Here is a 21,150-nt window from a genome sequence, read left to right on the forward strand (position 1 = left end):
CGTCGCGACGCTCAGCCGCCGATCGCGCCCATGCTGCGCGACGTCGGCGCGAACGCGTCGGCGGCGAGCGTCGGGGCGTCGCTGCCGTGGGCGAGGGGCTTGCGCCACATCGCGCCCTGCCACGCATGGGCGAGCGCGTCGTCGCGCTCGTCCTCGGCGAGGTCCGTGGAGCGCAGGATCGCGCGCAGGTCGGTCTCGTCGTCGCCGAACAGGCACGACCGGACCGTGCCCTCGGCGGTGAGCCGGGTGCGGTCGCACGCGCCGCAGAACGAGCGCGTGACGGACGCGATGATCCCGACGGTCTGGGGTCCGCCGTCGACGAGCCACTCCTCGGCGGGTGCGGACGGGTCGTCGCGGCCGACCTCGAGCAGGTCGAAGCGCGCGCCGAGCACCGCGAGCAGGTCCGTCGCGGAGACGAGGTCGTCGCGCGTCCAGTGCCCGTCGGCGTCGAGCGGCATCTGCTCGATGAAGCGCAGGTGGCACCCGTGGTCGACCGCCCAGGCAAGCAGGTCGGCGGCGCCCGCGAGCGTCTCGGGCATGAGCACCGCGTTGAGCTTGACGGGGGCGAGCCCGGCGGCGAGCGCGGCCCGGATGCCGGCGAGCACGTCGGGCAGCCGGTCACGGCGCGTGAGCCGCGCGAAGTCCTCGCGGTCCACGGAGTCGAGGGAGATGTTCACGCGGTCGAGGCCGGCGGCGACGAGCTCGTGGACGCGCTTGTCGAGCCCGATCGCGTTGGTCGTCAGCGAGAGCGACACGTCGGGCGCGGCCGCGCGCGCGGCGCGCAGGATGTCCGCGAGGTCGCGGCGCATGAGCGGCTCCCCGCCCGTGAACCGGACGTCGGTGATCCCGAGCCGGCCGACGGCCACGCGCACGACCCGTCCGATCTCGGCAGGCGTGAGGAGGTCGTCGCGCGGGATCGCGGGGAGGCCCTCGGCGGGCATGCAGTAGGTGCAGCGCAGCGAGCACTTCTCGGTGATCGAGATCCGCAGGTCGCGTGCGACGCGGCCGTAGCGGTCGACGAGCGCCTCGGTCGCGGGGCGGCCCGGGGCGAGGTCGGTCGAGGCGTCCGTGGGCGCGCCCGACCGCAGCCTGGGCATCCCGAGCGAGACCGCGGTCATGGCCCGATCGTAGACGTTCCCGGTGCGCGACCCGTGACCCGGGCGACACCGCGTGCTAGCGTGGAGTCCGTCGAGTGGAAGTGAACTTCCATTCAGCGGAACACCTCTCCTCCCGTGGGAGAGCAGTCCAAGGGCGGATTCAAGCCCTGTGTTTCCGGCGCGTCACGGCCGACGCGACCTCGGACACGCAGGGGACTCACCGCAAGGGTTCACTGGAAGGACGCTGGTTCGCCGGCACCCTGGCGGAAGCGAGGCCCACGATGCTCCAGATCGTCGACCAGCTCGCCCCGTGGCTCGGCCCGGGGCAGCCCCCGTTCGCCGTCGCGACGGTGGTCGCGGCGTCCGGCTCCGTGCCGCGACCGGTCGGCACCGCGATGGCCGTGCGCGCCGACGGCGCGGTCCTCGGCAGCCTGTCCGGCGGGTGCGTCGAGGGCGCGGTGCACGCCGCCGCGCTCGACGCGATCACCTCGGGCGCGAGCCACCGCGAGACGTTCGGCTACAGCGACGACGACGCGTTCGCCGTCGGGCTGAGCTGCGGCGGCACGCTCGACGTCCACGTCCAGCCCGTCTTCCCGGGGGACGACGCCGCCCGCGTGCTCGCCGCGCTGGCGGCCCCGTCCGACGGCGGAGCGCGCGCGGGCGCGGACGCCCTGCCGCGTCCTGGGACGGGTTCGTCCGACGACGACGCCGAGGCCGCCGGGCGCGGGGGCGCGGCGCTCGTGCGCCGGATCGACGGCGCGCAGCGCACCGCGGTCCTCGTCGACGACCCCGGCGCCGCGGACGAGCGGAGCGTCGCCCAGGCGCTGCGGGACCTGGTGGGCCCGGCCGCGCTCGACGCCGCGGCGGCACAGGTGGTCGCCGTGCTGCGCGCGGGCGGCACGGCGACGGTCCACGCGGCGCACGGAGCGCCGCGGGTCTCGGCGCCCGACCCGGTGAACGGCCAAGCGACGCCAGGCGGCGGGGCCGCGTGCGACGAGACCGAGCCCGTCACGCTGCTCGTCGAGACCCGCCTTCCCGCGCCGCGCTTCCTCGTGTGCGGGGCCAACGACTTCGCCGGCGCGCTCGTGAGGCACGTACGGCTCCTCGGCTACCGCGTGACCCTCGTCGACGCGCGCGAGGTGTTCGCGGACCCCCGGCGCTTCCCGGAGGCGGAGGTCGTCGTCGAGTGGCCGGACCGGTACCTCGCCGCCGAGGCCGCCGCCGGTCGCGTCGACGCGCGGACGGCCGTCGCGGTCCTCACGCACGACGCCAAGTTCGACGTGCCGCTGCTGCGCCTCGCGCTCGACCTGCCGGTCGCGTACGTCGGGGCGATGGGCTCGCGCCGCTCGCACGCGCAGCGCGTCGCCGCGCTGCGCGCGGAGGGCGTGACCGAGGCGGCGCTCGCGCGGCTCCGCTCGCCCATCGGCCTCGACCTCGGGGCGGTGACCCCCGAGGAGGTCGCCGTCTCGATCACCGCGGAGCTCGTCGCGACCCGGCACGGCCGGGCCGCCGTCGTCCCGCTGAGCGGCACCGACGGACCGATCCACGCCGACCCTCCCGTCGCGTCGTCCGACCCCCACCCCGCGGCCGTGGCCGCGCCGATCCCCGAGGAGGCCTCCTGATGGACCTGAGCACCGTCACCGACCTCGTCCCGACCGTCGACCCCGGTGAGTGGCGCGAGGGCGACGCCTGGCTCGCGGGCGGCACCGTCCTGTTCTCCTACGGCAGCCAGACGCTGCGGCGTCTGCTCGACGTGACGAGCGCCGGCTGGCCCGCGCTCGTGGTCACCGACGACGGTCTCGAGATCGCCGCGACGTGCACGGTCGCCGAGCTGTGGGCGTTCGAGGAGAGCCCGCAGGCCGCGCCCGTGCGCGAGCGCTGGACCGCGCTCGACCTGGTGCGCCCGTGCTGCGACAGCTTCGTCGCGTCCTTCAAGATCTGGAACACCTCGACGGTCGGCGGCAACGTCTGCACGTCCCTCCCGGCCGGGCCGATGATCTCCCTCACGGCCGCGCTCGACGGCGTCGCCGAGGTCTGGGGTCCGGGCGGCACCCGCCGGGAGCAGCCGGTCGCCGAGCTCGTCACGGGAGAGCTGACCAACACGCTCGCGCCGGGCGAGCTCCTGCGCGCGATCCGTGTGCCCGACCACGCGCTGCGGTCGCGCACCGCGTTCCGGCGCCTGTCCCTCTCGAACCTCGGGCGCTCGGGCGTCCTGCTGATCGGGCGGGTCGACCCGCCCGACGCCGGGGGCGGGCTCGTCCTCACCGTCACCGCCTCGACGCGGCGGCCCGTGCAGCTCCGGTTCGCCGCGGACACCCTGCCCACGGCGGCCGGGCTCGCCGCGGCGCTCGACGCCGCGATCCCGACCGACCTCTACCACGACGACATCCACGGCCTGCCCGCGTGGCGGCGGGACATGACCTACCGCCTCGGCGAGGAGATCCGCTCCGAGCTCCTCTCCGAGCTCGGCGGCGGCACGGACGGAGACCCCCGATGACCGCGATCGACCCCCGCCCGACCCCGCCCGTCTCGATCGACGGCCGTACGGCGTCGACCGAGCCGCGCGCGGGCCAGTGCCTGCGCACGTACCTGCGCGAGCAGGGGGCGCTCGGCGTCAAGAAGGGCTGCGACGGCGGCGACTGCGGCGCGTGCACGGTCCACGTCGACGGCGTCCCCGTGCACTCGTGCGTCTACCCCGCGCGGCGCGCAGCCGGCCACGAGGTGACGACGATCCAGGGGCTCGCGGCGACGTCGTGCCCGGGCGGTGCCGCAGGGGACGAGGCGGCGGGCGCGTGCGACCACGACCCCCACGGCCCGCAGGAGGCGCTGCACCCGGTGCAGCAGCAGTTCCTCGACGCGCAGGGGTTCCAGTGCGGGTTCTGCACGGCGGGGATGATCATGACCGCCGCGACGTTCGACGACGCGCAGCGCGCGAACCTGCCGCGCAACCTCAAGGGGAACCTGTGCCGCTGCACCGGCTACCGCGCGATCGAGGACGCCGTCCTCGGCCGCGGCGACACGACCGGGACCGCCCGGGGCACGGGGGAGCGCACGCCGTCGGGCGGTGACCACGTCTCTACCTCGGTGGACCATGCCTCTACCTCGGCGGACCAGGGTTCTCCCTCGCGTGACCAGGTCTCTCCCTCGGCGTTCGGGCGGGACGTGCCCGCGCCGGCCGGGCGCGGGGTCGTCACCGGGACGGTGCGGTACACGCTCGACGTGGACCCGGCCGACTACCCGGGCCTGCTCCACCTCAAGCTCGTGCGGTCGCCGCACGCGCACGCGCGCGTGGTCGCGATCGACGCGTCGGCGGCGCTCGCGGTGCCGGGCGTGCACGCCGTGCTCACGCACGAGGACGCGCCCGCGACGCGGTTCTCGACGGCGCAGCACGAGCTGTTCACCGACGACCCCGACGACACGCGGGTCCTCGACGACGTCGTGCGGCACGTCGGGCAGCGCGTCGCGGCCGTCGTCGCGGACACGGTCGCGGCGGCCGAGGAGGGCGTGCGGCGGGTGCGCGTCGAGTACGAGGTGCTGCCCGCCGTCGTCGATCCCGAGGACGCGATGACGCCCGGCGCGCCGCTCGTCCACCCCGAGCTCGACGCCGCCGCCGCGCGCGTCTCACGGCCCGAGGCGAACGTCGTCGCCGAGGTGCACTCCGAGCTCGGCGACGTCGAGCGCGGCCTCGCGGAGGCCGACGTCGTGCACGAGGCCACCTACCGCACCCATCGCGTGCAGCACGCGGCGCTCGAGACGCACTGCGCCATCGCGTCGCTCGACGACGACGGCCGGCTCGTCGTGCGGTCGTCCACCCAGGTCCCGTTCCTCGCGCGGCGCCACCTCGCGCGCGTGCTCGACCTCGACCCGGAGCGCGTGCGCGTGCACTGCGAGCGCGTGGGCGGCGGGTTCGGCGGCAAGCAGGAGGTGCTCACCGAGGACGTCGCGGCGCTCGCGACGCTGCGGCTCGGGCGGCCCGTCCAGCTCGAGCTGACCCGCACCGAGCAGTTCGTGGGCACGACGACGCGCCACCCGTTCCGCATCCGGGTGCGCGCGGGCGCGCGACGTGACGGGACGCTCACGGCGCTGCACCTCGACGTGCTCAGCAACACGGGCGCGTACGGGAACCACGGCCCGGGCGTCATGTTCCACGGGTGCGGCGAGTCGCTCGCGGTGTACCGGTGCGAGAACAAGAAGGTCGACGCCCACTGCGTCTACACGAACACGGTGCCCGCGGGAGCGTTCCGCGGGTACGGGCTGTCGCAGATGATCTTCGCGGTCGAGTCCGCCGTCGACGAGCTCGCGCGGCAGCTCGGCATGGACCCGCTCGAGCTGCGGCGCCGCAACGTCGTGCGCGACGGCGACCCCATGCTCTCCACGCACCCGACGCCCGAGGAGGACGTGCTCTACGGCAGCTACGGGCTCGACCAGTGCCTCGACCTCGCCGCGGACGCTCTCGCGCGCGGGCGGGCCCGCGACGTCGCCGCGTACGGGGCGGGTGCGGGGTCGGGGCCGGACGCGCTGCCGGACCTCGGCCCCGAGTGGGGCGTGGGCGAGGGCGCCGCGCTGTCGATGATCGACACCGTGCCGCCGCGCGGGCACTACTCCCACGCGCGCGTGCGGCTGCGCGCCGACGGCGTGGTGGAGGCCGAGGTCGGGACGGCCGAGTTCGGCAACGGCACGACGACCGTCCACGCCCAGCTCGTCGCAAGCGCGCTCGGGCAGGACGCTGCCGACGTCGTCGTGCGGCAGTCGGACACCGACCTGCTCGAGCACGACACCGGCGCGTTCGGGTCGACCGGGACCGTCGTCGCGGGCAAGGCGTCGCTCGCCGCCGCGCAGGACCTCGCGGAGGCCGTGCTCAAGGTCGCGGCCGGGATGGCGGGCGCGGCGCCGGGGGACTGCCGACTCGTTCCCGGGGGCGTCGACTGCGCCGGGACGCTCCTGCCCCTCGAAGACGTCGCGCGGGCCGCGGCCGACGCCGGGATCGACCTCGTCGCCGAGGGCCGCTGGGGCGGCACGCCGCGCTCCGTCGCGTTCAACGTCCACGGCTTCCGCGTCGCGGTGCACCGCGGGACGGGCGAGATCCGCATCCTCCAGTCCGTCCAGGCCGCCGACGCCGGCGAGGTCGTCAACCCGCGCCAGTGCCGCGGCCAGGTCGAGGGCGGCATCGCGCAGGCCCTCGGCGCCGCGCTCTACGAGAACGTGATCGTCGACGACACCGGTCGCGTGACGACCGACATCTTCCGCCAGTACCACCTGCCCACCTTCGCGGACACCCCGCGCAGCGAGGTCTACTTCGCGCGGACGTCGGACACGGTCGGGCCGATGGGCGCGAAGTCGATGAGCGAGAGCCCGTTCAACCCGGTGGCCCCCGCGCTCGCCAACGCGATCCGTGCCGCGACGGGCGTGCGCTTCACGGAGCTCCCGCTCGCCCGCGATCGCGTCTACCTGGGCATCAAGGCCGCCACCACCCCCTGAGCGCGGAGAACAGTCGCGTCCGACGCCGGTCGGCGCGACCGTCTCCCGCGCTCAGCGGGGCGTGGGGTCGTCCAGGAGGTCGAGGTCGGCCGCGGTGTCGAGGTCGCGGCCGTCGCCGGGGTGGTCGACGACGTCGACCAGGTCGGCGTGGGCGCGCAGGAAGTCGCGCGCGCCGCGGTCGCCGCGGGCGCTCGCGGCGGCGGGCCGCGCGAGCGCGGCGTCGAGGACGAGCGGGTGCGCCCACCGAGGACGGTCCGCCTCCGCCGCGCGCTCCGCCCCCGCAGCGTCGTCCGCAGCGACCTCCGACCCCACCGCGCCGTGCGCCCCTGCTGCGCCCTCGGGGTCGGCGCGCCACCGCGACGCGGTCACGCGCCCGGGGCGGTGCGCGGCGAGCAGGCGGTCGACGTCGTCGGGCCTGACGCCGGGCTGGTCCACGTGCGCGACGACGACCCGGGCGGGGGCGAGGTCGAGGGCGGCGGCGACGCCGACGCGCAGGGACGACGCCATCCCGGTGGCCCAGCCGGGGTTGTCGACGACGTGCACCCCGGGCCCGTCGAGCGACGAGCCGGCTCGCACGCGCGCGGCCTCGGCGCCGAGGACCACGACGACGGCGTCGCACCCGCCCGCGAGGAGGACGGCGGTCGCGTGCTCGACGAGCGTGCCGCCGCGGTCGGGGAGCAGCGCCTTGGGCCCGCGCCCGAGCCGCGTCCCGGCCCCGGCCGCGAGCAGGACGGCGACGGTGGGCGTCGCGGGCGCGGTCGTCGGCGGGGTCGGCACCCGGCCAGGATAGGTCGCCGCCGAACCCGGGGTCTCTCCCCGGACGGCCGCGCCGGTGAGGAGCGACCCCGGGTTCGGCGGCTGTGCGCGAACCTGCGGCCACCAGTCGGTTTTACCAACCCTTGGGGGTTTCATCGGCGGGGCAGGATGCCGCTATGCTCGGCGCGCCAGGGCGGGCGACGCTCCCGCAGCGTGCGGGCGCCCGCGGTCGTTCCGCACGACGAGCGAAGGAGTCCGGATGAGCTTCATGGAGAAGCTGCGCGGCCAGCTGATCGACATCATCGAGTTCCTCGACGAGAGCCGGGACACGATCGTCTGGCGCTTCCCGCGCCAGGGCAACGAGATCAAGAACCAGGCGCAGCTCGTCGTGCGCGAGGGGCAGAGCGCCGTCTTCGTGAGCGAGGGCCGGCTCGCCGACGTGTTCGGGCCGGGCACGTACACGCTCGAGACCAAGAACCTGCCGATCCTGTCGACGATCCTGGGCTGGAAGTACGGGTTCAACTCTCCGTTCAAGGCGGAGGTCTACTTCGTCGCGACGCGCCAGTTCACCGACCTCACGTGGGGCACGCAGAACCCGGTGATCCTGCGTGACCCCGAGCTCGGCGCGGTCCGCATCCGGGCGTTCGGGACGTACGCGCTCCAGGTCGTGGACCCGTCGGCGCTGCTGCGTCAGCTCGTGGGGACCGACCCGCAGTTCCGCACCGACGAGATCGGCGACTACTTCCGCCGCCTCGTGGTCGGCCAGCTCGGCCCGGCGCTCGCAGAGGCGGGCGTCGCCGCGATCGACCTCGCCGCGAACCAGCGCGAGATCGCCACGCGGCTCGCGGGCCAGCTCTCGGAGGACCTGTCCGAGTACGGCATCGCCGTGCCGCGCTTCGTCCTCGAGAACGTCTCCTTCCCGCCCGAGGTCGAGGCGGCGCTCGACAAGCGGACGCAGATGGCCGTGGTCGGGAACCTCGACCAGTACACCAAGTTCCAGGCGGCGAACGCGATCGAGACGGCCGCCGCCAACCCCGGGGGTGCGGGCGACGGGCTGGGGCTCGGCGCCGGGATGGGCCTCGGGGCGGCCATGGGGCAGCAGCTCGCGCAGTCGCTCGGGACGACGGCGGCCCAGCCGACCCCGGCCCCGGCGGCGCCCGCGGGGCCGCCGCCCCTGCCTGGCGCGGAGTCGCCCTGGTACTGGGCGGTCGGCGGCACGCAGGCCGGGCCCGGCACGACGGCGGACCTCGCCGGCCGCGTCCGGTCCGGCGAGGTGACGTGCGCGTCGCTCGTGTGGCAGGAGGGCATGGCCGCGTGGACCGCCGCGGGCGAGGTGCCCGCGCTCGCGCCGTTGTTCGCGGCGACCCCGCCGCCCTTGCCTCCGACAGGCGCCCCGACCGGCGGCCCGACCGGCCCGCAGGCGGGCTGACGGTGAGCGACACCCAGGACGAGCTCGTCCGCACGCGCTGCGACGCGTGCGGGTCGCAGCTCGCGTACGCGCCGGGCACGCAGCACCTGCGCTGCGTCGCGTGCGGCGGGACCGTCGCGATCGTGCACGCGCCGGGCGACGCCGTCGACGAGCACTCGTTCGACGCGTGGGCCGCGGCGCAGGGCGGGGTGCGCGCCGGGATCCTCGACGCGCGGGTCCTCACGTGCGACGGCTGCGGCGCGACCACGCAGGGGACCGACCTGTCCGTCGCGTGCCGGTTCTGCGGCGGGCACCTCGTCGCGACGTCAGAGACGGACGGGCTGGTGCAACCCGAGGCCGTCGTGCCGTTCGGGGTCGAGCAGGCGCAGGCGCGCGACGCGTTCCGGCGCTGGGTGCGCTCGCGCTGGTTCGCGCCGGGCGAGCTGAAGAAGGTCGGCGACACGGAGTCCCTGCACGGCTCCTACGTGCCGCACTGGACGTTCGACGCCCGCACGTCGTCGGCGTACTCGGGGCAGCGCGGGGACGCCTACTACGTGACCGTCAAGAACGGGGACGAGGAGCGCCAGGAGCGGAGGGTCAGCTGGACGCCCGTCTCCGGGCACGTCGCGCGCGACTTCGACGACGTGCTCGTCCCCGCGTCGTCGCAGGTCGCCGAGCGCGACCTGTCGAAGCTCGGCCCGTGGCCGCTGTCGCACGCGGTGCCGTTCCGCGCCGAGTACCTCGCGGGGTTCTCGGCGGCGCGCTACGACGTCGAGCCCCCGGTCGGCCTCGACCGCGCGAAGCAGAAGATGGCGCCGGTGATCAAGGGCGACGTCGAGCGCGACATCGGGGGCGACGAGCAGCGCGTCGGCTCGATCCGCACCGCCTACGCGGACGTGATGTTCAAGCTCGTGCTGCTGCCGCTGTGGATCGCGACGTACGTCTACGCGGGCAAGCAGTGGCAGGTCATGGTCAACGCGAACACCGGCCAGGTGATCGGGCGGCGCCCCTACAGCGTGGGCAAGATCGTCCTCGCCGTGCTGGTGGGCCTGCTGGTCGTCGGCGCGCTCGTGTTCTGGTACGTGCGCTCGCAGTCGTGAGCGTCAGGCGTCCCGGCGCGCGTCGTACGCGTGCTGGGACGCCGTCACCTCCGCGACCGAGCCCTCGAGGACGTCGAGCAGTCCCGTGAGGCTGTCGGCGACGCGGCGCCCGAGGTCGGTGAGGGAGTACTCGACGTGCGGCGGGATGGTCGCGCGCACCTCGCGCACGACGATGCCGTCGCGCTCGAGGGACTGGAGGGTCTGGGCGAGCATCTTCTCGCTGACGCCGTCGATGCGGCGCCGCAGCGCGTTGAAGCGCACCGCGCCGTCGCGCAGGCCGGCGACCGTGAGCACGCCCCAGCGTCCGGTGACGGTCTCGAGGACGTGTCGCGACGTGCAGCCCCGCTGGAAGACGTCGGCCACCATCGCGTCGGTGGGTCCGGTGTCCTCCGCGGGGCGGGCGTCGGTCGTCATCGACCCAGGATACGGCGGCCACCCCGAGAACGGCACTGTGAGATAGAGCGCGCGCTCTAGGGGTTGGCACTTACGAAAAGTAAGTGCATCCTGGGAGGGCGCGGCCGACCGGTCGTGCCCACGCACCGAAGGAGCCCTCGCATGTCCATCGCCGTCACCGGAGCCAGCGGCCACCTCGGCCGCCTCGTCGTCGAGTCCCTCCTCGCCCACGGCGCGGACCCGTCCCAGGTGGTCGCCGCCGCGCGGACCACCACCAAGGTCGCCGACCTCGCCGACCGTGGTGTCCAGGTACGCGAGGCCGACTACGCGCGCCCGGAGACGCTCGCCGCGGCGCTCGCGGGCGTCGACGTGCTCGTGCTGGTGTCGGGTTCCGAGGTGGGGCAGCGGGTGCCGCAGCACCGCAACGTCGTCGAGGCGGCCGTCGCGGCCGGCGTCTCCCGCGTGATCTACACCAGCGCCCCGCACGCGACGACCTCGGCGCTCGTCCTCGCGCCCGAGCACAAGGCCACGGAGGAGATCCTGGCCGCCTCGGGCCTGGCGACCACGATCCTGCGGAACAACTGGTACACGGAGAACTACGTCGGCGACGTCGTGGGCGCCCGCGAGTCCGGCGAGATCGTGTCGAGCGTCGGCGACGGTCGCGTCGCGAGCGCGACCCGTGCGGACTACGCCGAGGCCGCGGCAGTCGTCGCCCTCGCCGCGCAGGCGGACGCCTCCGCGCACGCGGGGGCCGTCTACGAGCTGAGCGGCGACGTCGCGTGGACGTTCGACGACCTCGCCGCCGCAGCCGCCGAGGTGCTTGGGCGCCCCGTCACCTACCGGCGCGTGAGCCCCGACGAGCACCGGGCGTTCCTGCTGGGGGCTGGACTGGACGAGGGCACCGCCGGGTTCGTCGTCGCGCTGGACGGCAACATCCGCGACGGGCTGCTCGCCGAGACGTCGGGGGAGCTCGCGCGCCTGCTGGGCCGCTCGACGACCCCGCTGGTCGACGGGCTGCGCGCCGCCGTCGAGCAGGACTGAGAGGTCGCGACGTGGCCGTCCGGGGTGCCGGGAGGCCACGTCGCGGCACCCGTCAGGAGGGCGTCAGTGCGACGCCTTGACGACGAGCACCGGGACGGGCGAGTCGAGGAGCACGCGCTGCGTGGTGCTGCCGAGGAGGGACTTGCCGACCGGCGACCGCTTGCGCGCGCCCACGACGACGAGGTCGGGGCCGGTGCGCTCGGCCGCGTCGATGATCGCCTCGGCGGGGTCGAGGTGCTCCGAGCGGTAGGAGATCTCGGGGCGGGCGACCTCGGCGGGAAGCGTGTCGAGCAGGTGCGCGAGGGTCGCGGGGACCCCCGCGTCGGCGTCCTGCGGGGTGAGGACGAGGACCGCGAGGGCGGTCGAGCGGTGGACCGCCTCGGCGACGGCCGCCCGGAACGCGGTCTCGCCCTGCGGGGAGTCGTTGTACGCCACGAGGACGGTCATCGCGGGCCCTTCCGTCATTCCGTCGTGCTGCGGTTGAACTCTCTCACAGCCCTGCGGGCGTCGCCGGTCGACGCGGTCCCCCCGCGACGGGACCTCCGGGTCGACCGGGCCGACCGAGCACGGCGTCCGGCACGGTGAGCGTCGGCGGCAGCAGCGGCGGGACGACCTCGCGCAGGACCGCCTCGATCTCCCGGCGCCGACGCGCCCCGAGCCGCTCGGCGGGCGCGGTGACGCTCACCGCGGCGACGGACTGGCCCTCGCGCAGCACGGGCAGGGCGACGCAGCTGATGCCCGGCTCGTTCTCCTCCGTCTCGGTCGCGAACCCGCTCGCACGGGTCGCGTCGCACGTCGCGCGGAGCGCGGCCGCGGTGACGGGGTGCTCGTCGGGGGCTGCCGCCGCGTACCAGGCGAGGGCGGCGTCGTCCAGGGGGCGGTGGGCCAGCAGCGCGCGCCCCAGGGCCGTGGTGGCCGCGGGGCGACGTCGGCCGACGGCCGACCAGACGCGCACGGCGCGCGCGGGCTCGACCTTGTCGAGGTAGACGATCTCGGTCCCGGCGAGGGCGCCGAGGTGCACGAGCTCGTCCGTCGCCCGGCAGACCGCGACGAGCACCGGGTGCAGGAGCGCGGGCAGGTTCTCCTCGCCGAGGTACACCGTCGCGAGCGCGGTCGCCGCGGGGCCCAGCCGGTAGTCGCCCGTCGTGGCGTCCTGCTCGGCGTAGCCCCGGTGGCGCAGCGCCGCGAGCGTGCGGTGCAGCGAGGCCTTGTGCAGCCCGAGCGAGCGTGCGAGGTCGCCGAGGGCCACCCCGCCGGGGCCGGCCGCGGCGAGCGCCTCGAGCGCGGTCAGCGCCTTGTCGACGCTCCCGAGCGGGCTCGCGGCGTGCCCGCCCGCCGCGTGCTCGCTGCCCTCCGGCAGGGGGGACGCCGTGCTCCCGGCTTCCATCGTCGTGGCTCCTTCGCCTAGAGTGCGTTCCGTAGTGAACAACAGGCGTTCACCATAGCGAAACGGAGCGAGGATGTCATCCCACGGACCCATCGAGACGATCGCGCGTGCCCGCGTCGTGCCGGTCGTCGTCGTCGACGACGCGGCGCAGGGCGTGCTCGTCGCGACCGCGCTGCGCGACGGCGGGCTGCCGGTCGCGGAGGTCACCCTCCGCACCGCGGGTGCCCGCGCCGCGATCGAGGCGATCGCGCGCGAGGTGCCGGACGTGCTCGTCGGCGCGGGGACCGTGGTCAACGCGGCCCAGGTCGACGAGGCCGTCGAGGCCGGGGCGCGGTTCCTCGTCTCGCCCGGGCTCTCGGCCGCCGTCGTGCGTCGTGCGCAGGAGCTCGGGGTGCCGGTCCTGCCCGGGGTCGCGACGCCGTCGGACGTCATCGCCGCGCTCGACCTCGGCCTCGACGCCGTGAAGCTCTTCCCGGCCAACGTCGTCGGCGGCCCCGCGGCCGTCAAGGCGTTCTCCGCGCCCTTCCCGGGCCTGCGCTTCGTCCCGACCGGCGGTGTGAGCGCCGCCAACCTGCTCGACTACCTCGCGCTGCCGTCGGTGCTCGCGGCCGGCGGCTCCTGGATGGTCGACGCCGCGCTCGTGCGCGCGGGGGACACCGCCGAGATCACCCGCCGCACGCGCGAGGCCGTCGAGCTCGCCGCGACGGCCCCCCACCCCGCCGAAGGAGCCTGACCCGTGCCCGACACGACCCGGAACCAGCCCCCGCTCGCTCTCCGACCCGCGGACGAGTGCGCCTACGACGTCGTCGCCCTCGGCGAGGTCATGCTCCGCCTCGACCCGGGCGAGCGCCGCATCAAGACCGCCCGCAGCTTCGACGCGTGGGAGGGCGGCGGCGAGTACAACGTCGCGCGCGGGCTGCGCCGTGCCTTCGGCCTGCGCGGCGCCGTCGTCACCGCGCTCGCGGACAACGAGGTCGGCCGCCTCGTCGAGGACCTCATGCTCACCGGCGGCCTCGACACGCGCTGGGTGCAGTGGCGCGAGTACGACGGCATCGGCCGCACCGTGCGGAACGGGCTCAACTTCACCGAGCGCGGTTTCGGCGTGCGCGGCGCGGTCGGCGTCTCCGACCGCGGCAACACGGCGATCGCCCAGCTCCGGCCCGACGACGTCGACTGGGACGACGTGTTCGGCAGCGGCGTCCGTTGGTTCCACACGGGCGGCATCTTCGCCGCGCTGTCCGAGTCGTCCGCGGACGTCGCGGAGGCGGCCATGGCCGCCGCGCGTCGGCACGGCACGATCGTGTCCTACGACCTCAACTACCGTCCCTCGCTCTGGACGGGCATCGGCGGCGTCGAGCGCGCGCAGGAGGTCAACCGCCGCCTGGCCCGCTACGTCGACGTGATGATCGGCAACGAGGAGGACTTCACGGCCTCGCTGGGCTTCGAGGTGGAGGGCGTCGACGAGAACCTCACCGACCTCGACACCGGAGCCTTCCGCGCGATGATCGCGCGGGCCGCCGAGGAGTACCCCAACTTCCAGGTCGTCGCGACGACGCTGCGCGGCGTGAGGACCGCGACCGTCAACGACTGGGGCGCCGTCGCGTGGTCGCGCGTCCAGGGCTTCGCCGAGGCGACGCACCGCCCCGGCCTGGAGATCCTCGACCGCGTGGGCGGCGGCGACTCGTTCGCGTCGGGCCTCGCGTACGGGCTCATGGAGCTCGGCTCGATCCACGAGGCGGTCGAGTACGGCGCCGCGCACGGCGCCCTCGCCATGACGACGCCGGGCGACACGTCGACGGCGTCGCTCGCCGAGGTGCGCAAGCTGGCCTCGGGCGGCAGCGCGCGCGTCCAGCGCTGACCGGGGTCGCGAGAGCGCGGCACGGGGCGTCGGCCGGTCGGTCGATGCCCCGTGCCGCGTCCGCGGTCTCCGGCGTGGGGCGCCAGGTCGCCCGTTCTCCGCGTTCGGGGCATCTCGGGCAGCGCGCGCGGGCCGGGGTTAGGGTGGTCGAGCGGTCGTGGGGGCAGCTCGGGAGGTGGACGTGTCGGGACGCGAGTCGTTCGCGCCGAACCTGCCTCGACGGCGCGTCGATCCCGCTCCCGACCTGGCCCGAGCCGTCGAGCACGCGCGGATCCTGCGGGGCGCGGGGGACGCCGCCGGGGCCGCCCGGGTGCTCGACCGCGCGTTCGACGCCGAGGGCGTCCGTGCCCGCACCGTCTCGGAGCCCCTCCGGTTCCGCGCGCTCGTCCTGCGCGCCGAGCTCGCGCTGCGGCTGCACGACGACGCCGGTGCGGCCCGGTTCCTCGCGGGCGCCGAGGCGCTGCCCCTGCTCGCGGACGCGCTCGCGGCCCTCGACGACGAGCGGCACCTCGTCGAGGAGCTGCGCGAGCAGCTCGCGGCGGACGAGGGCTGAGGCGCGGCGCCGCCGCGGCAGCCCGGGCGGTCCGCGCGCACCCCGGCCGCGGGAACCCTCCGGGTACGTGGCGCGTTGGACTGCCAGCACCCGTGCCGCGAGTCGGACGGACGACGCCCACCCGAGCGGAGGACCTCATGCTGTGCCCCACCGACCAGACCGTGCTCGTCATGACGGAGCGCAAGGGCGTGGAGATCGACTACTGCCCGACGTGCCGCGGCGTGTGGCTCGACCGCGGGGAGCTCGACAAGATCATCGACCGCTCGCTGGAGAGCGAGATCGCCGCCGAGGCCGCGGGTCCGGCCGCTGCGGCGGCCCCGGTCGGGTCCCCGGCCGCCCCCGCCCCGACGTCGTACCCGCCGGCGCCCGCCGCGGACTACGGCACGCCCGGCTACGGCGAGCGCCGCGACGACCGCCGGTATGACGACCGCGACCGCTACCGGAACGACCAGTACGGCGACGACCGCTACCGCGACGACCGCTACCGCGACGACCGCGACCGGCGCTACGACGGGCGCGACGGCTACGACCCTCGCTACCGCAAGCGGAAGAAGAAGGAGTCGTGGCTCGAGGACCTCTTCGACTTCTGACGCGGCCCGTGGTCGACTGTCCCGCGTGACCGTCCTCGACTCGTTCTCGCTCGTCGGCCGCACGGCCCTGCTCACCGGCGGGAGCCGGGGAATCGGGCGTGCCGTCGCCCACGCGCTCGGCGAGGCCGGGGCGCGGGTCGCGCTCACCGCGACCACGACGCGGGCCGCGCAGGACGCGGCCGCCGCGCTGCGGGCGGACGGGATCGACGCGCGCGGGTACGCGCTCGACGTGACGGACCGCGCGCAGGTCGACGACGTCGTCGGGCGCGCGGCCGCGGACCTCGGGACGGTCGACGTGCTCGTCAACAACGCGGGGATCTCGATCGGCGGGGCGGCGCTCGAGATCGACGACGACGTGTGGCACCGCACGCTCGCGACGAACCTCGACGGCGTCTGGTACTGCTCGCGCGCGGTGGCCCGCGCCCTGGTCGCCGACGGGCGTCCGGGGACGATCGTCAACGTCGGCTCGATGTCGGCGTCGATCGTCAACCGGCCGCGCTGGCAGCCCGCCTACCTCGCGTCCAAGGCGGCGGTGCACCAGCTCACCAAGGGCCTCGCCGCCGAGTGGGCGCCGCACGGCATCCGCGTCAACGCCGTCGCGCCCGGGTACGTGCGCACCGAGGCGTCGCCCGTCGACCAGCCCGAGTACTACGACGACTGCGTCGCGCCCGCCGCGATGCGGCGCTGGGCCGAGCCCGAGGAGATCGGCCCGCCCGTCGTGTTCCTCGCGAGCGCGGCCTCGAGCTTCATGACCGGCGCGGTCGTGACGGTCGACGGCGGCTACACCCTGTTCTGACCCGGGCTAGGCTCGGTCCCCGTGCGTGCAGTCCTGAGCAGGTGGGTCGACCCGTTCGTCGTCACGCTGCTCGTCGTGCTCGTGCTCGGGCTCGTCGTGCCGGTGGGGCCGGGCGCGCAGCGCGTGGTCGACGTCGTCGCGGACGTCGCGGTCACGGTCCTCTTCCTCGTCTACGGCATGCGCCTGTCCACGCGCGAGGTGTGGGCGGGACTGCGGAACTGGCGCCTCCAGGGCGGGATCCTCGCGGCGACGTACGTCGTCTTCCCGGTGCTCGGGCTCGTCACGGCGTGGGCGATCGAGCCGCTCGTCGGGGCGCCGCTCGCCGCGGGCGTGCTCTACCTGTCCCTGCTGCCCTCGACCGTGCAGTCGTCCGTCGCGTTCACGTCGGTCGCGCGCGGCAACGTCGCCGGGGCGATCTGCGGGGCGACCGTCTCGAACGTCGCCGGGATGATCGTCACGCCGCTGCTCGTGCTCTGGCTCATGAGCGGTCCCGGCGGCGCTGCCGGGGGAGCCGACGGTCCCACGGGCGGGCTCGGCGGCCTGCGCACGGTGCTGCTCCAGCTCCTGCTGCCGTTCGTCGTCGGGCAGCTCCTCCAGCCGTGGGTCGGGGACTGGGTCCGCGCGCGGCGCTGGCTCACGCTCGGCGTCGACCGCGGCACGATCCTCGTCGTCGTGTTCGGCGCCGTCGCCGCCGCGTCCTCGGCGGGCGTGTGGTCGAGCGTGTCCGGCTGGTCGATCGTCGCGCTGCTCGTCGTGAGCGCGCTCGTCCTCGCGGCGATGCTCGCGCTCACCTGGTGGGGTGGGGCGGCCCTGCGGCTCTCGACCGAGGACCGGGTCGCGCTCCTCATGTGCGGGTCCAAGAAGTCGCTCGCCACGGGCCTGCCGATGGCGAGCGTGCTGTTCCCGGTCGCCGTGGCCGGCGTCGTCGCCGTCCCGGTGATCGTGTTCCACCAGCTCCAGCTCGTCGTCTGCGCCGTCCTCGCGCGGCGCCTCGCGCTCCGCGACTGACCGCCGGTGCCGGCGGGACCCCGGATCAGGGGCGCGCGGCGACCTGCTCGCGCACCTGGCGCTTGGCGCGCGTGAGCATGCCGTTCATGCCGCCGATGCGCAGCGGGCTCACGGCCCGCGTGAGGCCGATCGACATGGGGAAGTCGTCCGGCACGTCGAGCACCTCCTGCACCGTCAGGCCCGACAGCCCCTGCGCGAGGATCGACGCGAACCCGCGCGTCGTCGGCGCCTCGGCGGGCGCGGTCGCGAAGAAGTGCACGACGCCGTCGTCGTCGACCTCCGCGAACGCGCGCACGGGCGACTGGCACTCCTCGATGCGCTCGAGCAGACCGGGCGCGCTCGCGTAGCGCTCCGGGAGGTCGGGCAGCTCGTTCGCGAACTCGAGCAGGAGCTGGAGGCGCTCGCGCTCCGGCAGCGCGAGGAAGTCCTCGCGGATCTCCGCGAGGGCCGCGGGCAGGGACGAGGCGTCGGGCGAGGAGCTCATGGTGTCGATCCTTGCATCGGGGGCGTGCGGCCGGGACCTGGTCCCACCGTGCGGAACGCCCGACGCGCTCGCCGTATGCCCGGCGGCAGACGCCGACGGCGCGCGGCGGGCCCACGAGGGGCCGGCCGCGCGCCGTCGGGCACGCCGGGCGTGAGGTGCGAGCGGTGCGTCAGTTGAGCGCCGCGGGAGCCTCGCCGGCCTCCTCGCCCTTGACGATCGGGACGCGCACGGCGTTGCCCCACTCGGTCCACGAGCCGTCGTAGTTGCGCACCTTGTCGAACCCGAGCAGGTAGGTCAGCGCGAACCACGTGTGGCTCGAGCGCTCGCCGATGCGGCAGTACGTGACGACCTCGTCGTCCGTCGCGAGGCCGAGGCCGCCCTCCTGGTAGATCGCCTCGAGCTGCTCGCGCGACTTGTACGTGCCGTCCTCGGCGACCGCGGTCGCCCACGGGACGTTGCGCGCCGTCGGGATGTGACCGCCGCGCAGCACGCCCTCCTCCGGGTAGTCCGGGATGTGCAGGCGCTCGCCCGTGTACTCCTGCGGGGAGCGGATGTCGACGAGCGGGCCGTTGCCGATGTGCGCGAGGACGTCCTCCTTGAACGCGCGGATCGTCACGTCGTCGCGCTCGACGACCGGGTACTCGACGGCCTCCGGCGCGGGGACGTCGGTCGTGACCTCGCGGCCCTCCGCGATCCACTTGCCGCGGCCGCCGTCGAGCAGGCGCACGTCCTCGTGGCCGAACAGCGTGAAGACCCACGCGGCGTACGCGGCCCACCAGTTGTTCTTGTCGCCGTAGACGACGATCGTCGTGTCACGACCGATGCCCTTGCCGCCGAGGAGCTGGGCGAAGCCCTTGCCGTCGATGTAGTCGCGCGTGTCGGGGTCGTTGAGGTCGGTGTGCCAGTCGATCTTCACCGCACCGGGGATGTGACCGGTCTCGTAGAGCAGCACGTCCTCGTCGGACTCGACGACGACGATGCCCGGCTGACCGAGGTGCTCGGCGAGCCAGTCCGTGCTCACGAGGCGGTCGGGGTGGGCGTACTGGGTGATCTTCTCGGTGGTGTCGAGCGGTGCGGGCATGGTGTCCTCCGTGCGGCGGGAGCTGGGGTGTCCGAGGTGGTGGTCCGTCCGATCGTCAGGCTAGGTCGGCTGTCCGCATCACGGAAGGCCCGTCGCGCATGCTGAGACGGTGTAAACGCAGGCTGCCGACGGGCTCGCACCCCGTCAGACTGGACCCGTGGTCGGCGTCGTCCCGGACCGGGTCCAGCGTGCCGTCGCGCTGCTCGACCTGCGCGGCGACGAGGTCGTGCTCGAGATCGGGCCGGGGCCCGGCGCGGCCGCCGAGCTGGTCCTCGCGCGCCACCCCGGTGTGCGCTACGTCGCGGTCGACCGGTCCGCGACGGCCGTCGCTCGCACGACGGCCCGCAACCGCGCCGCGGTCGACCGCGGCCGGCTCATCGTGCGGCAGGGGGACGTCACGGACCCTGACCTCGCCGACACCGTCGGTGGCCCGTTCGACGTCGTCCTCGCGGTGAACGTCAACGTCTTCTGGACCCGCGCGGCGTGCACGGAGGCGAGCGCGCTCGCGGCCCTGCTCGTCCCGGGCGGCGCGCTCTGGCTGGTCTACGAGACGCCGGGTGGAGACGACGGCCGTGTCCTCGACGGCGTCCGCGCGTCGCTCGCCGTCCCCGGGCTGGGCGCGCCGGTCGTCGTGCGCGAGGGCGTGGTGGCCGTCGGGGCCCGACGCTCGCGCGCCGGGTGGTGACCCGGGAGCGGCTCAGCCGAGCAGCTCGCGCTCCGCCTCGCCGAGCGCGCGGTCGAGGAGGTCGAGCCCGAGGTCGAGCTCCTCCTCGCTCACCGTGAGCGGCGGCGCGATGCGGAACACGCCGCCCATGCCCCGGAGCTGCACGACGTTCATGTGGAGCCCGAGGTCCAGCGCCCGCCGGGTGACGAGGGCGCCGAGCGCGTCGGCGCCCTCCTTCGTCTCGCGGTCGAGCACGAGCTCGATGCCCTGGAGCAGGCCCCGCCCGCGCACGTCGCCGACCGTGGCGTGGCGCTCCTGGAGGTCGAGCAGCCCGGCGCGCAGGCGGTCGCCGAGCACGCGCACGCGGGCGTCCATCTGCTCCGCCTCGAGCACATCGAGGACGGTGTTCCCGACCGCCGCGACCAGGGGGTCGGAGACGTGCGTCGTGAAGAACAGGAAGCCGCGCTCGTGCGCGCGCTCCTCGATCTCGGCGCTCGTGACGACGGCCGCGAGCGGCAGACCCGCGCCGAGCGTCTTCGAGACCGTAAGGATGTCCGGCACCACGGGCTCCTCGCCGTCGCGGCCCTCGAACGCGTACCAGGAGCCGGTCCGGCACAGCGCGGTCTGCGCCTCGTCGAGGACGAGCAGCATCCCGCGCTCGTGGCACTTGTCGCGCAGCGCCGCGAGGTAGCCCGCCGGCAGCTCGACGATCCCGCCCGAGCTGAGGATCGGCTCGACGATGCACGCCGCGAGGCTGCCCGTGGACTGCACGTCCACGAGGTCGAACGCGAGGTCGAGCTGGCGGCGCCAGTCGTGGCCGCCGTCGGGGGTGACGTGGTCGGGGCGGTACGCGTTGGGCACGGGGATGACGAGGTTGCCGGGCGCCGTCGGGCCGTACCCGCGGCGCCCCGCGCTGTACGTCGCCGCGGCGGCGGCGTGCGTCATGCCGTGCCACGACCCGGCGAGCGAGACGACCTCGTGCCGGCCCGTGACGAGCTTCGCCATGCGGATCGCCGCCTCGTTGGACTCGGCGCCGGTCGTGAGGAGCAGGACCTTCTCGAGCGGGTCGGGCAGCGTGGCCGCCAGCCGGCGGGCGAGGTCGACGACCGGGCGCGAGAGCATCCCGGAGAAGAGGTGGTCGAGCGTCCCGACCTGGTTCCGCACCGTCTCGACGATCGCCGGGTGGCTGTGCCCGAGGATCGCGCTCATCTGGCCCGACGTGAAGTCGAGGACCCGGCGGCCGTCGGCCGTCGTGACGAAGCTGCCCGACGCGCTCTCCACGATCTCGGGCGTGAAGGGCCCTCCGTACCGCACGAGGTGCCGGTCGGCATCGGCCCAGAACGTCGCGGCGTCGAGCGCCGCGGACGGGGTCAGGGACGGGACCGAGGGGGTCGACGAGGCGACGGCGGGGGACGGGACGGCAGCCATGTCCCGAGCGTAGGGACGTCGCCCTGTG

General features: G+C 75.2%; 21 protein-coding genes. 13 read left to right on the forward strand and 8 right to left on the reverse strand.

Annotation, left to right across the window (positions count from 1 at the left end):
* Nucleotides 1-11 precede the first annotated feature (11 nt).
* The gene (moaA, locus tag ABRQ22_RS19780) at nucleotides 12-1,118 is read right to left on the reverse strand and encodes a GTP 3',8-cyclase MoaA (protein WP_353707917.1); all 1,107 of its coding nucleotides are present in this window, start codon (nucleotides 1,116-1,118) and stop codon (nucleotides 12-14) included.
* 260 nt (nucleotides 1,119-1,378) lie between these two features.
* Here moaA and ABRQ22_RS19785 point away from each other — a divergent pair, with 260 nt between their 5' ends.
* The 3 genes from ABRQ22_RS19785 to ABRQ22_RS19795 are packed head-to-tail and all read left to right on the forward strand — an operon-like array spanning nucleotide 1,379 to nucleotide 6,575.
* Nucleotides 1,379-2,719: an XdhC family protein gene (locus tag ABRQ22_RS19785; RefSeq protein ID WP_353707918.1), complete on the forward strand. Its 1,341-nt coding sequence runs from the start codon at nucleotides 1,379-1,381 to the stop codon at nucleotides 2,717-2,719.
* Nucleotides 2,719-3,594 carry an FAD binding domain-containing protein gene (locus tag ABRQ22_RS19790; protein WP_253050971.1) on the forward strand — a complete coding sequence of 292 codons (876 nt, stop codon included), beginning with the start codon at nucleotides 2,719-2,721 and terminating at the stop codon, nucleotides 3,592-3,594. The genes ABRQ22_RS19785 and ABRQ22_RS19790 overlap by 1 nt, the downstream gene beginning before the upstream one ends.
* Entirely contained in the window at nucleotides 3,591-6,575 is a 2,985-nt protein-coding gene (locus tag ABRQ22_RS19795; protein ID WP_353707919.1) for a molybdopterin cofactor-binding domain-containing protein, read from the forward strand. The genes ABRQ22_RS19790 and ABRQ22_RS19795 overlap by 4 nt, the downstream gene beginning before the upstream one ends.
* A gap of 51 nt (nucleotides 6,576-6,626) precedes the next feature.
* On the opposite strand, the gene ABRQ22_RS19800 is transcribed toward ABRQ22_RS19795, so the two are convergent.
* Nucleotides 6,627-7,352 (reverse strand): nucleotidyltransferase family protein, encoded by a 726-nt coding sequence (locus ABRQ22_RS19800; protein ID WP_353707920.1) that lies wholly within the window; start codon nucleotides 7,350-7,352, stop codon nucleotides 6,627-6,629.
* Between the two features lie 238 nt (nucleotides 7,353-7,590).
* Here ABRQ22_RS19800 and ABRQ22_RS19805 point away from each other — a divergent pair, with 238 nt between their 5' ends.
* The gene (locus tag ABRQ22_RS19805) at nucleotides 7,591-8,760 is read left to right on the forward strand and encodes an SPFH domain-containing protein (RefSeq protein WP_353707921.1); all 1,170 of its coding nucleotides are present in this window, start codon (nucleotides 7,591-7,593) and stop codon (nucleotides 8,758-8,760) included.
* Nucleotides 8,761-8,762: 2 nt separating this feature from the next.
* Complete coding sequence (locus ABRQ22_RS19810; protein ID WP_353707922.1) at nucleotides 8,763-9,839, forward strand: hypothetical protein; 1,077 nt, start codon at nucleotides 8,763-8,765, stop codon at nucleotides 9,837-9,839.
* Between the two features lie 3 nt (nucleotides 9,840-9,842).
* Here the strand turns inward: ABRQ22_RS19810 and ABRQ22_RS19815 are convergent, their stop codons facing one another.
* Nucleotides 9,843-10,253, reverse strand: coding sequence for a helix-turn-helix domain-containing protein (locus tag ABRQ22_RS19815; protein WP_253050976.1), 411 nt, complete (start codon nucleotides 10,251-10,253; stop codon nucleotides 9,843-9,845).
* Between the two features lie 141 nt (nucleotides 10,254-10,394).
* Here ABRQ22_RS19815 and ABRQ22_RS19820 point away from each other — a divergent pair, with 141 nt between their 5' ends.
* Nucleotides 10,395-11,273 (forward strand): SDR family oxidoreductase, encoded by an 879-nt coding sequence (locus ABRQ22_RS19820; RefSeq protein ID WP_353707923.1) that lies wholly within the window; start codon nucleotides 10,395-10,397, stop codon nucleotides 11,271-11,273.
* Nucleotides 11,274-11,336: 63 nt separating this feature from the next.
* On the opposite strand, the gene ABRQ22_RS19825 is transcribed toward ABRQ22_RS19820, so the two are convergent.
* Together ABRQ22_RS19825 and ABRQ22_RS19830 are read right to left on the reverse strand one after the other, a co-directional pair.
* Entirely contained in the window at nucleotides 11,337-11,720 is a 384-nt protein-coding gene (locus ABRQ22_RS19825) for a universal stress protein (RefSeq protein ID WP_353707924.1), read from the reverse strand.
* Nucleotides 11,721-11,763: 43 nt separating this feature from the next.
* Nucleotides 11,764-12,660, reverse strand: a complete 897-nt coding sequence (locus ABRQ22_RS19830; RefSeq protein ID WP_353707925.1) for an IclR family transcriptional regulator — start codon at nucleotides 12,658-12,660, stop codon at nucleotides 11,764-11,766.
* A gap of 73 nt (nucleotides 12,661-12,733) precedes the next feature.
* Between ABRQ22_RS19830 and eda the strand changes: the two genes are divergently transcribed.
* The 6 genes from eda (at nucleotide 12,734) to ABRQ22_RS19860 (ending at nucleotide 17,465) form a co-directional block, all read left to right on the forward strand.
* Nucleotides 12,734-13,393 carry a bifunctional 4-hydroxy-2-oxoglutarate aldolase/2-dehydro-3-deoxy-phosphogluconate aldolase gene (eda, locus tag ABRQ22_RS19835; protein ID WP_353707926.1) on the forward strand — a complete coding sequence of 220 codons (660 nt, stop codon included), beginning with the start codon at nucleotides 12,734-12,736 and terminating at the stop codon, nucleotides 13,391-13,393.
* 3 nt (nucleotides 13,394-13,396) lie between these two features.
* Nucleotides 13,397-14,518 (forward strand): sugar kinase, encoded by a 1,122-nt coding sequence (locus tag ABRQ22_RS19840; RefSeq protein WP_353707927.1) that lies wholly within the window; start codon nucleotides 13,397-13,399, stop codon nucleotides 14,516-14,518.
* A gap of 181 nt (nucleotides 14,519-14,699) precedes the next feature.
* Nucleotides 14,700-15,071 (forward strand): hypothetical protein, encoded by a 372-nt coding sequence (locus ABRQ22_RS19845; protein WP_253050982.1) that lies wholly within the window; start codon nucleotides 14,700-14,702, stop codon nucleotides 15,069-15,071.
* Nucleotides 15,072-15,208: 137 nt separating this feature from the next.
* On the forward strand, nucleotides 15,209-15,661 hold the full coding sequence (locus tag ABRQ22_RS19850; RefSeq protein ID WP_253050983.1) for a zf-TFIIB domain-containing protein: 453 nt from the start codon (nucleotides 15,209-15,211) through the stop codon (nucleotides 15,659-15,661).
* A 25-nt stretch (nucleotides 15,662-15,686) separates the two neighbouring features.
* Nucleotides 15,687-16,457, forward strand: a complete 771-nt coding sequence (locus ABRQ22_RS19855) for an SDR family oxidoreductase (protein ID WP_353707928.1) — start codon at nucleotides 15,687-15,689, stop codon at nucleotides 16,455-16,457.
* Between the two features lie 21 nt (nucleotides 16,458-16,478).
* Nucleotides 16,479-17,465, forward strand: coding sequence for a bile acid:sodium symporter family protein (locus tag ABRQ22_RS19860; RefSeq protein ID WP_253050985.1), 987 nt, complete (start codon nucleotides 16,479-16,481; stop codon nucleotides 17,463-17,465).
* A 25-nt stretch (nucleotides 17,466-17,490) separates the two neighbouring features.
* On the opposite strand, the gene ABRQ22_RS19865 is transcribed toward ABRQ22_RS19860, so the two are convergent.
* Both ABRQ22_RS19865 and ABRQ22_RS19870 read right to left on the reverse strand, forming a co-directional pair.
* The gene (locus ABRQ22_RS19865; RefSeq protein ID WP_353707929.1) at nucleotides 17,491-17,949 is read right to left on the reverse strand and encodes a SufE family protein; all 459 of its coding nucleotides are present in this window, start codon (nucleotides 17,947-17,949) and stop codon (nucleotides 17,491-17,493) included.
* A 169-nt stretch (nucleotides 17,950-18,118) separates the two neighbouring features.
* Entirely contained in the window at nucleotides 18,119-19,030 is a 912-nt protein-coding gene (locus tag ABRQ22_RS19870; protein ID WP_353707930.1) for a sulfurtransferase, read from the reverse strand.
* 157 nt (nucleotides 19,031-19,187) lie between these two features.
* On the opposite strand from ABRQ22_RS19870, the gene ABRQ22_RS19875 reads away from it, so the two are divergent.
* Complete coding sequence (locus ABRQ22_RS19875; RefSeq protein ID WP_353707931.1) at nucleotides 19,188-19,715, forward strand: class I SAM-dependent methyltransferase; 528 nt, start codon at nucleotides 19,188-19,190, stop codon at nucleotides 19,713-19,715.
* A 12-nt stretch (nucleotides 19,716-19,727) separates the two neighbouring features.
* Here the strand turns inward: ABRQ22_RS19875 and ABRQ22_RS19880 are convergent, their stop codons facing one another.
* Entirely contained in the window at nucleotides 19,728-21,122 is a 1,395-nt protein-coding gene (locus ABRQ22_RS19880; protein ID WP_353707932.1) for an aspartate aminotransferase family protein, read from the reverse strand.
* Nucleotides 21,123-21,150: the final 28 nt, after the last annotated feature.

The sequence above is a fragment of the Cellulosimicrobium sp. ES-005 genome (genome assembly GCF_040448685.1).
In the GTDB taxonomy this organism is placed as follows: Bacteria; Actinomycetota; Actinomycetes; order Actinomycetales; family Cellulomonadaceae; genus Cellulosimicrobium; species Cellulosimicrobium cellulans_G.